Raw genomic sequence first — 15,625 nt, 5'->3', positions numbered from 1 at the left:
ACATGTTTCATCATTACAGATACCTTCTCACTCTATTTTTAGTTTTCACCTTATTTTTTGCACACGCACAAAAAACCACTAAAATCTTTGGTCGCATCCTGGATGAACAAACAGCACCTGTACCCCACGCACAAGTAAGCTTACATCATGTTCATGATGGAACTGTCGCAAAAATTATAATCGCAGATAGCACTGGAAATTTCATTTTTCAAAGCACTTCATTTGGAAATTACTACGTGCATATAAAAAACATGACACACCAAGACTTCACAACTTCACATTTCAAATTAAGTGAAAGTATCAACGAATACAATTTTGGAAAAATAATAATCCTTCAAAATACGGCTTACCTTGCTGAAGTAGTCATCAGTAAACGCAAACAATTTATAGAACAACATCAAGACAAAACCGTTTTTAATATAGAAAACTCTATACTGGCAGACGGTAATAGTGGATTAGAATTACTGACCAAAATTCCAGGCATAAGTCTAGGTGATAATGGAACCTTCAGTTTAAAAGGAAAATCAGGTGCTTCTATAATGATCAATGGAAAACTCACCTACCTTTCTGCTGATCAACTCGCCAATTTGTTAAGAAGCACATCGTCAAACGACATTACAAAAATTGAAGTTATGACCAATCCAAATGCCAAACAAGATGCTGCAGGAACATCAGGCATAATCAATATCGTATTGAAAAAAGGATTGAAACAAGGATGGAATGGCACTGCCTCCGGTAATATGGGAGCAGGTCGCAGTTTACACCTAGGAGGAAGTTTAGACTTGAACTACAGAACGGACAAAGTAAACATATTCGGAAATTACAATCAATATTTTCAAAATCTAGAATATTACAATTCATTAACACGCTATTTCTATAGAAATTCACAAACAGAACCAGAAACCTTCTCTCAACAAGAAAATAAAATCCAACCGAAACTACGATCTAATAATTTCAGGGTAGGAATGGACTTTTACATTAGTCCAAAGCAAACCTTAGGATTCTTAATAAACGGAGGATTTGGTAAATATCCAAAATACGAACCAACCACCAATCATTTTAGAAATTATGAAACAAAAGACCTCATCTGGTCCGCCTCTACCATAACCGAAGGAAAGGAAAGATGGGAAGACATGTTGTATAACATCAATTATAACCTGAAGTTTAATGAGACAGGTCATGAATTGAAAGTCGATTTTGATATGATTGACCATCATTCCAAAATGGATCAAACACTAACAACCGAGTACAAGAATGAAAAACTAGAACCGATACCTCATAAATCATCGCGTATTGGTGATATTCCTTCGGATAGTAGAGTTTACGTAGCAAAAATTGATTATACTCTTCCCTTTAATGAACACTTTAAATTAGAAACAGGTTGGAAAGCAAGTCACATTCGAACAGAAAATGATCTACAGTATGATACGCTACAAGAAAATGGTAATCGTGTTTCCGATCATTCGACAAGCAACCATTTCATTTATAAAGAAACGATACAGGCTGGATATGTTAATCTTTCGAAAACATGGAATAAACTATCAACACAAGTAGGTGTACGTGCAGAACACACCTCTACGAATGGCAATCAGATTACTCTAAATGATCGGTTCTCAAAAGATTATTTAAAATTTTTCCCATCAGCATTTATATCTTACAATATCAGTACTAATCATAAAGTACAATTAAGCTACAGTTATCGTGTTGAACGTCCATCATTCTGGAGTCTAAATCCATTCCGTGTCTATACAGATCCCTTCTCCTATTCAGAAGGCAACTCAAAACTAGACCCAGCATACGAGCACGCTTATGAAGCCAACTATACGCTAGCTAGCAAATATATATTTACGTTAAATTATGCCGACCGATCTAATGTCGTAAATGATATCATAGGATTAGACCCGACGAATCAACAGATCACTTTTGAAAGACCCGAAAATATTGGTTCATTCAAAAATTATGGAATATCATTCATGGCCCCCACACAATTCTTTTCCTGGTGGACAGCTACACATTTTGCGAACTATTACAGAAACGAATATGAGATTCCACAAGAAGATGAATTAATTAAAAGATCAGGCAATACGTTATCATTAAACACACAAAATAGTTTCAAACTAACAAAAGATTGGTCTTTAGAAATCGGCGGTAATTATAACTCCGGATTGACCATTGGTTTAAGCAAGATCAAAAGCTACGGACTAGTTTATACCGGGATACAGAAGAATATCTTAAATAAAAAAGCAACGATCAAGCTAGTTGTCAATGATATATTCCATACCAATACCCGTAGATATGAAACCATTTCAAATGCGGTAAGATTAGTAGGAAAATCTAATCCAGATAGTAGAACAGCAATTTTATCATTCAACTATCGATTTGGAGGCTCTAATAACAAAGCAAAGGAACGGTCGACAGGTTCTGAAGATATAAAAAATAGATTATAAAAGTCAAGACAATCCAACTGGGCTTCCCATATCAGTTTTAAATAAAAACAGCTATCAAGACAAGTTGATAACTGTTTTTATTTCTAATTATTAAAAGAGCGCAAAAACTTCATACCTTCACAAATTTCATTATTTATACTTACATTAATTAATCTGTACATGTAGAGCATCCCTTTACCTATAAACTGTTACGTTATAATCTCAAATAATAAAGTAGTACTTCCCTTAATCTATCATCATATGACATTCATATCAAAAACAGCATAAATAGAACAATTTCAAATTTACTATCTTTGTAAAAAAATATAATATGTCTGTTAAGATTGGCGAAAATATAGATTTAGGAGAATTCCCTTTGTTACTAGCACCGATGGAGGATGTGAGTGATCCACCCTTCCGTTTTGTTTGTAAGCAAAATGGGGTAGATATGATGTATACTGAATTTATTTCTTCTGAGGGATTAATTCGCGATGCCGCAAAATCACGTAAAAAGTTAGACATCTTCGAATACGAAAGACCAATAGGAATACAAATCTTTGGTTCCGAAATCGAACATATGAGGCAATCTTCTGAAATTTGCACTTTAGCAAATCCAGACTTAATAGATATTAATTACGGTTGTCCAGTTAAAAACGTTGCCTGTCGTGGAGCAGGTGCAAGTCTACTACAAGATATAGACCGCATGGTAGCGATGACAAAAGCAGTTGTCGATTCTACTCACCTACCCGTTACTGTAAAAACTAGACTGGGTTGGGATGATGATACAAAGAACGTATATGAGGTTGCTGAACGCTTACAGGACATAGGAATCAAGGCATTATCCATTCATGGCCGTACACGCGCTCAAATGTACAAAGGACAAGCTGATTGGTCTATGATTCGTGATATCAAACGTAATCCTCGAATTAAAATCCCTATTTTCGGAAATGGAGATGTAGATTCTTTAGAAAAAGCAGTAGCATGGCGTCAAGAATATGAAATTGATGGCATTATGATTGGACGCGCTTCTATTGGCTATCCATGGATATTTAGAGAGATTAAGCACTTTTTCAAAACCGGTGAACGATTGGAAGGTCCCACAATAACCGAGCGTGTTGATGTATGCAGAACGCATTTGGTCAAATCAATTGAATGGAAAGGACCAAAAACAGGTATTTTCGAAATGCGTCGCCATTACTCGAATTATTTCAAGGGTATTCCAAATTTTAAAGAATATAGAATGCGCCTTGTTAGTCTACAGACGTTTGAAGAGATTCAAGAAGTTTTGGACGAAATCCAACATAATTTTGTAGAAGAAGCGATTTTTTAAAAATCGCTTCTATCTTTTTGCCCCAACATTTTCATAACCGTTTTTTTCTCCACAAAAGCAGCTCCCAATATATAGCCTAACAACAGCCCATTCCCTATCCAAAAATTACGATCAAAAGCTGTATAATGAATATACACTATAGCAACACCAACCAACATGTAAGCCGCTATTTTAAATAGCTTATAAGGAATAGGGTAATTTCTTTGCCCCCAAAAATAAGATAAAAATACCATCACTATATACGTGACAGAAGTGACGAATATTGCACCAACATAACTATATTGAGGTATAAATATATAGCAAAGAAAAACTGTCAATAAAGCACCTATTCCAGATATATATAAACCGTAACGAGTTTGATCGGATAATTTGTACCAAACAGAGAGATTCATATAAATCCCAAGCATAACATAGTTGAAAAGAATAACAGGAATAATGAACAAGCCCGACCAATATTCCGCACTTTCCTTAGGCGAACCTCCTTGGATAAAATACTTCAACCAGTCGATATTGACTGATAGCCCAATCATAACAATCATCATAGCTATCACAAAATACTCCATAATTACTGCATAAACCTGTCTCGAATTTTCATTTTTTGAATAGGAAAAGAAGAAAGGTTCAGCTCCTAAGCGAAATGCTTGGACGAAAATGCTTAAAAAAACAGCGATTTTAGCAATAGCCCCATATATTCCAACATCTCGATCAGCAATATCTTTAGGCAAAAGCTCAGGCATCATTATCTTATCCAAATTCTCATTGATGATATAAGATATATTTGCAATTAAAATCGGAAAACTATACCGAAACATATCCCCTAGCAAGACTTTATCAACCTTAAAACTGAAGGTTCTTATCTCCGGTAATAACATCAATAAGGTCAATGTACTGGCAACAAAATTTGATATAAAAACATATCCCAACCACGAATCAACATACCAAGATGAAAAGTAAGAGGAAATAGCCGGAAAATGTTTAAGTAAATAAGGAATGAATACAATGAAGGTTAGATTTAACACGACAAAAGTGATGATATTTACAAGCTTCAATACACCATAGCGCATTGGTCGTCCATTAGCACGAACCTTTGCAAAAGGAACTACCGCCAATGCATCCACCACTAACGTTAAACCTACAAAATAAACATAGCTCTTATATTCGCGTATAGAGTCAATATTTTCTTTGGCAAACCAAATGGCAATATCATGAGAAAAGAGAAGAATCGTTATCAGAAAAATTAGAGAAGTAAAAATAGTAACAACAAAACTATTATTGAAAACTTTTGATTTATCTTCATCTTTTACTTTCTGTAAATATCTAAAATAGGTTGTCTCCATGCCAAAGGCAAGGAAGGCATTGATCATCGCAGCCCAAGAATACATATTCGTAAAGATTCCATAGGTGGAAGCTTCAAATTTACGAACAAATATAGGCGTTAGAACAAAATTCAGCAATCTGGAAATAATGGTACTTAAACCATAAATCAGAGTTTGACCCGCAAATTTCTTAAAAACAGACAAGATGGTAGAATTTATTTAGATGATAATTTAAGCACTTCAAAATTCTTAAATCCCTTCCAATCTCCCTCTTCACATGTCACCTCTTCTACCTCTGCACGTTCAGGTCCCTCTTCACAGAATTCAACTAAGGAAGTCAATGCAAAATCATCACCTTCAGCCTCTACATAAACAGAACCATCGGCCACGTTTTTCACAAACCCCTTAACTCCCAATTGGTCCGCTACAGCTTTTGTAGAGAGTCTAAAGTAAACCCCCTGTACTTTTCCCTTGATAGAAATATTGAAATGTTTCATATCAACAAAAGTACAGAAGATTTTGAGTATTTTATTATGCTAATCGTTGTACAGAAACTTTATCCGTTAACCTAAAGTGTTCCATATTTTTCAATAACACCAAACCTGGTTTTTTACCTATTTCAATTGATCCAAATTGATCATCGATATTCAAAGCTTGCGCTCCGTTAATCGTGGCCCATTGAATCGTCTGCTGAAAATCTAAACTTTCAAAATGTTTATGCAAGACTTTAAGCTCATCTAAAATTGATAGCGAATCATTAGATGCTAAACTATCTGTACCTATTACAATTTTCTGATTATCATTCACAAAATTGAGCACTTTAGGTAATTGCCCCTCAATATATAGATTAGCTTTCGGGCAAAAACACCAAACAATATCACGTCCCATTCTATCTACAAAATCCAAATCCTTTAACGAAGTGTAAGTATTATGCACTAGAATCAACTTATTAGGATGAGGCAAATACGGTAAATAAGATTGTATTGAATTACGTGCCTGAGCCTTGAATAAATCAGGATTCTTACCTATTTTTTTAAAAAAATCTAAAAACTCACCCGTTTTATATCTAAATAATTTATTCTCTTCATCACTTTCTTGGTTATGAATACTAATAATATTGACATCAGGAACAGCTTTCTTAAATTTTTTAAGTAGAATCTTAGAGCAAGAGTATGGCGCATGAGGAGTAATTGACGAATGCGCAGGGTCAAATTCGTGTATCAAATCTTTTGCCTCTTGCAATTTGCCGTCAGCCTCGTCTGGTTCTACACCAAAAAATTCAACAAAAGTGTGGTATAGGATTTTACTAGATTCCTTAATCTTAGAAGTATTATCCGTATTTGCATGGTCAGCTACCGCTACGATACCATTGTTATACATTTGTTCATCCGCAGCAGCCATGGCCTTATCAATCACTTTCAGTGAAGAAGTTCGACTGGTCATAACACTAGTAAGAAAAGCTGGTAATCCAGTTTTTTGCGGAATCGCACCCTTCATGTGGGACAATTCTAAATGACAATGCGCATTGATAAATCCCGGAACAATAACTCCATCAAATTTTTCAATATGCTGGCCCTTCAATTCCATCGACTTACTCTCATAAATACCTAGAATTTCTCCATCATCATTTACTTTCACCACTCCATCTTTAATTGGCAAAGATGTAATTGGTAAGATATAGTTAGCGCTAAAATATTTCATTATCATAAAAACTTTAAGAATCACTTTACATTCAGGTTAATGTAAAGCAATTGTGATTAATAACGTTAAAATTCGTGCCAAAGTTTAGTAAAAAAATTATTACCATTAAAAAAATCAAACTTACATAAATAGTTTAATTATTTAATCATGATAAAAGTTAAAAAACAACTTACTTACATTAACCTAAACGAATTTCAAATGAATTTCAGGTTTAATATAAATTCTTTAATTGCTAAAAATAATCACAAACAGCTAAATAATTAAATTTTAGCATATTTATTGAAGATATGAAATAAGTTTAATTACGGCCAATTAATTATCAAAAAAAACACTTTCTACAGATATAATGTAAAATTTGTAGCTATTCACTGACGCAATGACAGTAAACTACTCCAATAGATGAATTTTGATTTAACAATTCAGAACTTTCACATTAGAAATTAAACATTCTTTTTAAGCTTAATCCCAAATGACTTAATAAGACGATACTAAATCTATATCATAATTTCTTATTTATATACGAATACCTAAAAACTCGCTCCCTCTCACTAATTCAGGAAATTACACTTAATCTTTTTAGTACTGATATTATTTGATAACTTCGCATATCAATAAGGGGTGCCTTGTTCTAAGAACACGAATAAAGGCTGAGAATATACCCAACAATACGGTTTGTATTGTGCACCTGATCCAGATAATGCTGGCGGAGGGAAAAGGTTAGTTAAATAAGTAAAAACTGTTGTAACCCCTTGCAATAGTTGTTTAACTCAAAATTCAATTAAAAAAACATGATTAAAAATTTAATCAACACAGTAGTATTTTTAGGTATAGCGCTATCCTCTTATGCGCAGAACAATCTTACTATCAAAGTATTAGACAATGTAACGAAAAAGACTTTGCAGGGTGCTAGTATCAACCTGATAAATAGTCAGATTAGAACTTCGATATCGGATCGAAATGGAATATCAAAATTTTCTGAGCTATCCAATGGAAAATATGACGTTGCTATATCCTATATAGGTTACAGCCCCGAAAAAAAACAATTCAATTTACTTGGCAATAAAACATTAGAAATTTACCTTAATCCTCATATGATAAAGACCGAGGAAATTATTGTACAAGCAACACGTGCCAAAAGCAATTCTTCTACAACCTATAAAAATCTGACCAAAGAAGACATTGCTAAAAACAATGTCGGACAAGACATTCCTTACCTGTTAGATCAGACACCCTCTGTAGTGATTGGATCCGATGCCGGAGCTGGTATCGGCTATACCAGTATGCGAATTCGTGGTTCTGACAATGCGCGCATAAACGTTACGCTAAATGGTATACCGCTCAATGATGCAGAAAGTATGGGTTCATTCTTCGTCAACCTTCCAGATTTTGCTTCTTCCACCGAAAGTATCCAAATACAAAGAGGTATAGGTACCTCTACAAATGGAGCCGGTTCATTTGGAGCTTCACTGAATATACAGTCCAATATATTGGATAAAGAGCCAAGCGTAGAATTCAACAACTCCTTTGGTTCTTATAACTCCTGGAAAAATACGTTAAAAATTGGTTCAGGGCTTTTGAACGATAAATTTGCATTCAATGTTCGACTTTCCCGTATATTAAGTGATGGGTATATTGACCGTGCATCGTCTAACCTAAAATCATTCTATGTCGATGGTGGCTATTATAGCGATAAGCATATTTTAAAGGCAATCGTGTTCTCAGGTAAAGAACAAACCTTTCAATCTTGGTATGGAACTCCCGAACCAAGACTTAAAAATGATGTAGAAGGAATGAAAGACTATGCCAGTAATGATGGCTATACTGCCGAGGAAACAGAAAATCTATTAAACTCGGGCCGAACTTATAACAAGTATTTATACAAAAATCAAACCGACAATTACACACAAACACACCATCAACTACATTACAGTAACTTTATTAATGAGAAGTTGACATTCAATGCTGCTTTGCATTACACCAGAGGAGCCGGTTATTATGAAGAGTTTCGCCCCGAGGAAAAATTATCCAAATACAATCTGCCTCCTGTCATTATAAGTGCAGATACCATATCCAAAACAGATTTAATAAGGAGAAGATGGTTAGATAATCATTTTTATGGGACAACCTTTTCATTCAACTACAATCCATCTGAATATTTAAAATTTACATGGGGAGGTGCTATAAATCAGTACAAAGGTGATCATTATGGTGAAGTCATCTGGGCCGAATATGCTTCGACCAGTAATTTAGGAGATAAATATTATTTAAATAATGCCAAAAAAAACGATGCCAGCACATTTTTAAAAGCAGACCTTACGTTAAATAACTGGCTATTATTTGCGGATATACAGTATCGAAATATTAGTTACACCATTAAAGGTGATGATGATAAAATCAAAGCAATGGATTTTCATAGAAAATTCAACTTTTTAAATCCAAAGTTGGGTTTCACTTACCTATTAAATGAGCATTCAAATTTATACGCTTCTTATGCCTATGCCAGTAAGGAACCTGTTCGTAATGATTTTATCGATCTATTAGGACACAACCCAAAGCCCGAGAAAATGCAAGATTTGGAGCTTGGCTATCGACTCAAAAATGATAAATTCAACTTGGGAACTAACTTTTACGGGATGTTCTACAAAGACCAGCTCATCCCTACAGGTGCCCTAAATGATGTAGGTTCAACACTAAGAATAAACATTCCTAATAGTTACCGTTTAGGTATAGAACTAGACGCTGCATGGAAAATTTCGAATAGATTTGGATGGAAAGCAACAGCAGCATTTAGCGAAAATAAAATAAAAAACTTTTCAGATGAAACAAGCGGTGAAATACTAAAACGAACAGATATTGCACTCTCCCCAGCTACCATAATATCGAGTGAATTTTCATATAGCCCATTTCATTCATTAGAACTTGCATTAATATCTAAATATATTTCAAGACAATATCTAGATAATACCTCAGCTAAAGAGAGAAGTATTAATCCATCTTTTGTCAACAATATAAGAATGAATTACAGCTTCTCAATTTTAGGAGTGAAAAATATAGGCATTGGACTAATGATCAATAATATCTTGAATGAAAAGTACGAGACAAATGGCTACACATGGGGATACATGGATGGCGACACACGCAAATCCTTTAATTTCTATTATCCTCAAGCTACAACAAATTATATGTTAAGTGTAAATGTCAAATTTTAGTCCAACCACTGAGGTCTATATATTGATATAGACCTCAGTGGTTAATACGTACAAACCATAATCTTTCCGATTGTTCATCGCAGTCCAACACCTTTCCGCAATAGAAGCGAGAGAATCGTATTTAATAATATTTTTCTTAATATTGCTATATGCGTGCAGTAATACAACGAGTTTCTAGGGCCAGCTGTTCGGTCGATAACACGATCACAGGGCAAATTAAAGATGGTCTATTAATCCTAATCGGAATTGCAGATGAAGATACCACCGAAAGCATGAAGTGGATGGCTCAAAAATTTGTCAATCTCCGTATATTCAATGATGATAAAGGCCTGATGAACAAATCGGTTCTTGATATTTCTGGCAACATCTTACTCATTTCACAATTCACTTTATTTGCACAAACCAAAAAAGGAAATCGTCCCTCCTTTACACGTGCCGCCAAACCAGATAAAGCACAACCAATGTATGATCAATTGGCAGATTATCTCACTATTTTATTGGGGAAAGAAGTACAACAGGGCATCTTTGGAGCTGATATGAAAATTGATTTGTTAAATGATGGCCCCGTTACAATTATAATGAACACAGAAGATAAAGATAATTTCTAATACAATGACAATAAAAGAAGCACAAGAAACCATTGACAAGTGGATTAACACGACAGGAGTTCGTTATTTCAATGAGTTAACCAATACTGCAATGCTCATGGAGGAGGTTGGAGAAGTCGCTAGAATAATGGCTCGACAATATGGGGAACAATCATTTAAGAAGTCGGATAAGGAAGTAAATCTCGCAGATGAAATGGCCGATGTTCTGTTTGTATTGATGTGTTTGGCAAACCAAACTGGAATCGATTTGACAGATGCTTTAGAAAAAAATTTAGAAAAGAAATCAATACGGGATGCCGATCGCCATAAGAACAATGATAAATTAAAATAATATTTTAATCCTTCACAACACACAACAATTTGGCAGCATTAATCGTTTATATTAGTACCAAATTAATTTTAATACAGTTCCATCGAGAACTGTTGAAAGGCTGTATCAAGAAACTTGATACAGCCTTTTAATTTCTTTATCTTTAATGCAGATCATTAATTCCCTTTGGAAATGAATTTCACAAATTACCTCCATACATTAAAATACCATTTGCTATTTACAATCTTAATGATTGGATTGCAAGCTGCAGCTCAAGACCGAGATAAAGAATTTAAACTTCAATATGACTCGAATGATGTCGTACTAGAAAGTAATTTTAGAAAAATATATGTACTTGATTCCAGGAATGACACCACTCATTATGGTATCATACAAAAAGGTTTTCTAGGGAAATCTGCAAAAGTTATTGCTAACCCGGCTCTTGAAGAGCAATTACAGAGATATTTGGAAACGGTTACGCAAACTAGCCAAAACAGTGACACGCTCTTACTGCAGATCAGAAGACTCTCCTTCTCCGAAATAGGCGGTGGAATAAAAGAAAAAGGATTTTTCGATTTTCGAGCTAACCTCTATCAAAAAAAGGGAAACTATTACTTCTCGATTAACCACATCGATAGTAGCTTTCAAGTTTCTGGATTAGACGTTTCCAACAAATTATTAAAAAAGGGAAGTTATATTATTGATTCCTTTATTCGTACAAACCTCGCTGCCCAGATATCATCACCTGAATCACTATCAATCCATGATATCAAAAATATCGATTATAAAGAAAAAGAGCAATTGCCCTTATATTCAGCCGAGCATCTAGTAGATGGTATTTACTTGGATTACGAGAGCCTTAAATTCCAGAAACCCAATCACCCTCTTGCAGATAAGAGAGATTCCAAAGGAAGAATCAAGTATTATTATTACACGAATGATAAGGGAAAGATTGTCAAATTAAAAGACTCCCAGATATATGCTATTGTCGATAATGATGAGACCTATATCTCCACAAATTACGGTTACTATCCACTCGTTATGCAAAATGATGAATATTATTTTTATGGACTAGTAGATGAGAACAGCACTAATATCTTTGTCTCCGCTTCCATAGGTTCAGGATTTGGTGGTGGTATGGTCGGAATTGGTATGGGATCGGCTCCTAATCATGTCAAAAAATATAAAATTAAAATTGACCATTTAGATGGGAATTTTGAAAAAATACACCCCGTAACCGACTAAAGATGATAAAAAAATACAGGTTTTATATATGGATAACAGGCGCAGCTTTATTTGCTCAATCTTGCAGTGTATCACATAGACTCAGTAAAAATCCAGAAACATTTGACAAAGCAGCAGTTGTTACCGCTCATCCCCTCGCGTCAAAAGTAGGTGTAGACATCTTAAAAATGGGAGGAAATGCTATTGATGCTGCTGTTGCAGTACAATTTGCATTAGCCGTTGTATACCCAAATGCGGGAAATATTGGCGGCGGCGGCTTTATGGTCTATCGAAGTAATAAAGGCGAGGTCAATGCCTTGGACTTTAGAGAAAAATCGCCCGAAAAAGGATATGCAGATATGTATTTGGATAAGCAGGGGAATGTCATTGAAAATTTAAGTGTTTATGGACATTTGTCCGCTGGAGTACCTGGCTCTGTTGCAGGGATGGTTGAAGCCCATAATAAATACGGAAAACTAGATTGGAAAACATTGCTAGCTCCAGCAATTGCATTAGCTCAAAATGGTTTTCAAATCACCAAACAACAAGCGGAAGAATTTAACCATTTTAAAGAAAGTTTTGAAAAATACAATCCTGATGGTGCACCCATACTTAAAACAACAAACTGGAAAACAAATGATGTATTTCAGCAACAAGAACTAGCCAATACCATTAAAAGAATCGCGGAACAAGGTCGCGATGGCTTTTATAAAGGTATTACAGCCGACCTGATTGTTAAAGAAATGAAGAGTGCCAATGGCATTATCAACCATAATGACTTGGAAAATTACCATGCCGTTTGGCGAGAAACCAGTTACAGGGTACTATCGGGGACATAAAATCATATGCATGGCGCCCCCTTCAAGTGGCGGCCCCGCTTTAGTTGCGCTCTTACAATCTGTAGCACAGTTCCCGCTAACAAAATGGGGGTTCCAAAGTGATTCTACCATTCGGGTAATGGTTGAAGCAGAACGTCGTATTTACGCCGACAGAGCAGCATACCTAGGCGACCCCGACTTCATTCGCGTACCCGTAAAAGAACTTACAGATTCTATTTTCAACAACAACAGATTAAAAGCGATAAGTTTAGCAAAGGCGACACCAAGCACAGATGTAAAAGCCGCTAAATTTCCTGGATATGAATCAGAAGAAACCACACATTTTAGCATCGTAGACCCCGAAGGAAATGCAGTTTCCATCACCACTACACTTAACAACTCATATGGCTCCCGTGTTTTTGTAACAGGAGCTGGTTTTATATTAAATGATGAGATGGATGACTTCTCCGTTAAACCAGGAGTTCCTAATATCTATGGTCTTGTTGGCGGAAAAGCAAATGCGATTGAACCCAATAAAAGAATGTTAAGCTCCATGACACCAACAATTGTAGAAAAAGATAAGGAACTCTATATGGTTGTTGGAACACCAGGAGGCTCCACCATAATGACCTCAGTCTTCCAGACCATTATTAATGTCATTGACTTCCATCAAAACGCGCAACAATCGGTTACTGCCCCACGTTTTCATCATCAATGGCTACCAGATCATATTGACGTAGAGAAAAAAGCAATAGCATCTAAAGTAAGGAAATCATTGGAAAACGCTGGATACAAAATTTCTCCACGCGGTAATATTGGACGAGTTGAGAATATCATCCGTTTACCGAACGGAAAATTACAGACAGGTGCAGACCCCAGGGGTGACGATACTGCAGCTGGTTTTTAATTATCAATAACAAGGCTATTACAAATAACGCCTTACTAAAAAAATAAAGCCCTGTTACAAAGTTGTAACAGGGCTTTATTATATTCTTAAGAAGAATGATATTACATCATTCCACCCATGCCACCACCCATTGGAGGAGCACCAGCGCCAGAGTTTTCTTCTGGTTCATCAGCCAATACACATTCAGTTGTTAACAACATAGAAGCGATAGAAGCTGCGTTTTCCAAAGCTACACGAGAAACTTTAGTTGGATCGATTACACCTGCACCAATCAAGTTTTCGAAAACGTCAGTACGTGCATTATAACCGAAATCACCTGTACCTTCTTTCACTTTCTGAACAATAACAGCACCTTCGATACCAGCATTGAAACAGATTTGACGTAAAGGCTCTTCGATTGCGCGTCTAATGATATCGATACCAATAGTCTCATCTTCGTTAGCACCTTTTAATCCTTTTAAAGCATCAGTTGCACGAATGAAAGCAACACCACCACCAGCAACAATACCTTCTTCTACAGCTGCACGAGTAGCATGTAAAGCATCATCAACACGGTCTTTCTTCTCTTTCATCTCTACTTCAGTCGTAGCACCTACATAAAGAACTGCAACACCGCCAGATAACTTAGCTAAACGCTCTTGTAATTTCTCACGGTCGTAATCAGAAGTAGTCGTTTCGATTTGAGAACGGATTTGAGCAACACGAGATTTAATATCTTCAGCGTTACCAGCACCATTAATGATTGTTGTATTATCTTTATCAACAACCACTTTCTCAGCTTGACCTAAATACGATAATTCAGCATTCTCTAATTTGAAACCTCTTTCTTCAGAAATTACTGTACCACCAGTTAAGATTGCGATGTCTTCTAACATTGCTTTACGACGGTCACCAAAACCTGGAGCTTTAACAGCTGCAACTTTCAGAGAACCACGGATTTTATTAACAACTAAAGTCGCTAATGCTTCGCCGTCTAAATCTTCAGCAATGATAATTAATGGTTTACCAGTTTGTACTTGTTTTTCCAAAATCGGTAACAATTCTTTCATGTTACTGATTTTTTTATCATAGATTAAAATGTAAGGGTTTTCTAATTCCGCTTCCATTTTATCAGAGTTCGTAACAAAATATGGAGATAAGTAACCGCGGTCAAATTGCATACCTTCAACTGTTTTAACTTCAGTTTCAGTACCTTTTGCCTCTTCTACAGTAATAACACCATCATTACCAACTTTCTCCATTGCTTGCGCAATTAAAGCACCGATAACATCGTCATTATTAGCAGAAATTGATGCTACTTGTTTAATTTTATTATTGTCCTGACCAACAGTTTGCGATTGTGCTTTTAAGTTTGCTACAACAGCAGCTACTGCTTTATCAATACCACGTTTCAAGTCCATCGGATTAGCACCTGCAGCTACAGATTTAATACCTGGAGCAACAATAGCTTGAGCCAAAACTGTTGCAGTAGTAGTACCATCACCAGCTTGATCAGCGGTTTTAGAAGCAACTTCTTTAACCATCTGAGCACCCATATTTTCCAAAGCATCTTTCAATTCGATTTCTTTAGCTACAGTAACACCATCTTTCGTGATTACTGGAGAACCAAATTTTTTCTCGATGATTACATTACGTCCTTTAGGACCTAAAGTTACCTTTACTGCATTTGCTAATGTGTCAACACCTTTTTTAAGTGCTTCACGTGCTTCAACGTTATATTTTACTTGTTTTGCCATTATCTTTAAATTTTTGAAATTTTCATTTAACTCTTAAAGT

Annotated in this window: 12 protein-coding genes and 1 riboswitch; of the genes, 8 read left to right on the top strand and 4 right to left on the bottom strand. The window is 35.5% G+C overall.

From position 1 onward, the window contains the following. Window positions 1–2 precede the first annotated feature (2 nt). Together ACFX5U_RS00595 and dusB are read left to right on the top strand one after the other, a co-directional pair. The gene (locus tag ACFX5U_RS00595) at window positions 3–2,447 is read left to right on the top strand and encodes a TonB-dependent receptor domain-containing protein (RefSeq protein ID WP_400262250.1); all 2,445 of its coding nucleotides are present in this window, start codon (window positions 3–5) and stop codon (window positions 2,445–2,447) included. A gap of 310 nt (window positions 2,448–2,757) precedes the next feature. Then, window positions 2,758–3,756, top strand: coding sequence for a tRNA dihydrouridine synthase DusB (dusB, locus tag ACFX5U_RS00590; RefSeq protein WP_038695405.1), 999 nt, complete (start codon window positions 2,758–2,760; stop codon window positions 3,754–3,756). Here dusB and ACFX5U_RS00585 read toward each other — a convergent pair. The 3 genes from ACFX5U_RS00585 to ACFX5U_RS00575 are packed head-to-tail and all read right to left on the bottom strand — an operon-like array spanning window position 3,753 to window position 6,773. After that, window positions 3,753–5,276, bottom strand: coding sequence for an oligosaccharide flippase family protein (locus ACFX5U_RS00585; protein ID WP_081918287.1), 1,524 nt, complete (start codon window positions 5,274–5,276; stop codon window positions 3,753–3,755). The two genes, dusB and ACFX5U_RS00585, sit on opposite strands and share 4 nt — an antisense overlap. A gap of 11 nt (window positions 5,277–5,287) precedes the next feature. Then, a complete protein-coding gene (locus ACFX5U_RS00580; RefSeq protein ID WP_038695403.1) occupies window positions 5,288–5,569 on the bottom strand; it encodes an acylphosphatase in 282 nt (93 codons plus the stop codon). A 34-nt stretch (window positions 5,570–5,603) separates the two neighbouring features. After that, window positions 5,604–6,773, bottom strand: a complete 1,170-nt coding sequence (locus ACFX5U_RS00575; RefSeq protein WP_235212328.1) for an amidohydrolase family protein — start codon at window positions 6,771–6,773, stop codon at window positions 5,604–5,606. A gap of 604 nt (window positions 6,774–7,377) precedes the next feature. After that, window positions 7,378–7,502, top strand: a riboswitch (TPP riboswitch). Between the two features lie 59 nt (window positions 7,503–7,561). Between ACFX5U_RS00575 and ACFX5U_RS00570 the strand changes: the two genes are divergently transcribed. From ACFX5U_RS00570 to ACFX5U_RS00545, 6 genes are all read left to right on the top strand, one after another. Next, window positions 7,562–9,982, top strand: coding sequence for a TonB-dependent receptor (locus tag ACFX5U_RS00570; protein ID WP_400262249.1), 2,421 nt, complete (start codon window positions 7,562–7,564; stop codon window positions 9,980–9,982). 149 nt (window positions 9,983–10,131) lie between these two features. Beyond that, a complete protein-coding gene (gene dtd / locus ACFX5U_RS00565; RefSeq protein ID WP_038695399.1) occupies window positions 10,132–10,590 on the top strand; it encodes a D-aminoacyl-tRNA deacylase in 459 nt (152 codons plus the stop codon). 4 nt (window positions 10,591–10,594) lie between these two features. Next, window positions 10,595–10,921, top strand: a complete 327-nt coding sequence (locus ACFX5U_RS00560) for a nucleotide pyrophosphohydrolase (protein WP_038695397.1) — start codon at window positions 10,595–10,597, stop codon at window positions 10,919–10,921. Between the two features lie 171 nt (window positions 10,922–11,092). Next, the gene (locus ACFX5U_RS00555) at window positions 11,093–12,145 is read left to right on the top strand and encodes a hypothetical protein (protein WP_144243246.1); all 1,053 of its coding nucleotides are present in this window, start codon (window positions 11,093–11,095) and stop codon (window positions 12,143–12,145) included. 2 nt (window positions 12,146–12,147) lie between these two features. Then, complete coding sequence (locus tag ACFX5U_RS00550) at window positions 12,148–12,963, top strand: gamma-glutamyltransferase (protein ID WP_400262248.1); 816 nt, start codon at window positions 12,148–12,150, stop codon at window positions 12,961–12,963. Window positions 12,964–12,973: 10 nt separating this feature from the next. After that, the gene (locus ACFX5U_RS00545; RefSeq protein WP_400262247.1) at window positions 12,974–13,849 is read left to right on the top strand and encodes a gamma-glutamyltransferase family protein; all 876 of its coding nucleotides are present in this window, start codon (window positions 12,974–12,976) and stop codon (window positions 13,847–13,849) included. 101 nt (window positions 13,850–13,950) lie between these two features. On the opposite strand, the gene groL is transcribed toward ACFX5U_RS00545, so the two are convergent. Then, complete coding sequence (gene groL / locus ACFX5U_RS00540) at window positions 13,951–15,588, bottom strand: chaperonin GroEL (protein WP_200878648.1); 1,638 nt, start codon at window positions 15,586–15,588, stop codon at window positions 13,951–13,953. Window positions 15,589–15,625 lie beyond the last annotated feature (37 nt).

The sequence above is a fragment of the Sphingobacterium sp. SG20118 genome, from assembly GCF_044740685.1.
Lineage (GTDB): Bacteria > Bacteroidota > Bacteroidia > Sphingobacteriales > Sphingobacteriaceae > Sphingobacterium.
Note: the sequence above shows the minus strand (reverse complement) of the source record. Positions and strands in the feature narration are given on the sequence as shown.

Excerpts from the sequence above, each read along its gene's own strand:
- ACFX5U_RS00595 (WP_400262250.1), top strand. The coding sequence starts at position 3 with ATGTTTCATCATTACAGATACCTTCTCACTCTATTTTTAGTTTTCACC.
- dusB (WP_038695405.1), top strand. The coding sequence starts at position 2,758 with ATGTCTGTTAAGATTGGCGAAAATATAGATTTAGGAGAATTCCCTTTG.
- ACFX5U_RS00580 (WP_038695403.1), bottom strand. The coding sequence starts at position 5,569 with ATGAAACATTTCAATATTTCTATCAAGGGAAAAGTACAGGGGGTTTAC.
- ACFX5U_RS00575 (WP_235212328.1), bottom strand. The coding sequence starts at position 6,773 with ATGAAATATTTTAGCGCTAACTATATCTTACCAATTACATCTTTGCCA.
- ACFX5U_RS00570 (WP_400262249.1), top strand. The coding sequence starts at position 7,562 with ATGATTAAAAATTTAATCAACACAGTAGTATTTTTAGGTATAGCGCTA.
- dtd (WP_038695399.1), top strand. The coding sequence starts at position 10,132 with ATGCGTGCAGTAATACAACGAGTTTCTAGGGCCAGCTGTTCGGTCGAT.
- ACFX5U_RS00560 (WP_038695397.1), top strand. The coding sequence starts at position 10,595 with ATGACAATAAAAGAAGCACAAGAAACCATTGACAAGTGGATTAACACG.
- ACFX5U_RS00555 (WP_144243246.1), top strand. The coding sequence starts at position 11,093 with ATGAATTTCACAAATTACCTCCATACATTAAAATACCATTTGCTATTT.
- ACFX5U_RS00550 (WP_400262248.1), top strand. The coding sequence starts at position 12,148 with ATGATAAAAAAATACAGGTTTTATATATGGATAACAGGCGCAGCTTTA.
- ACFX5U_RS00545 (WP_400262247.1), top strand. The coding sequence starts at position 12,974 with ATGGCGCCCCCTTCAAGTGGCGGCCCCGCTTTAGTTGCGCTCTTACAA.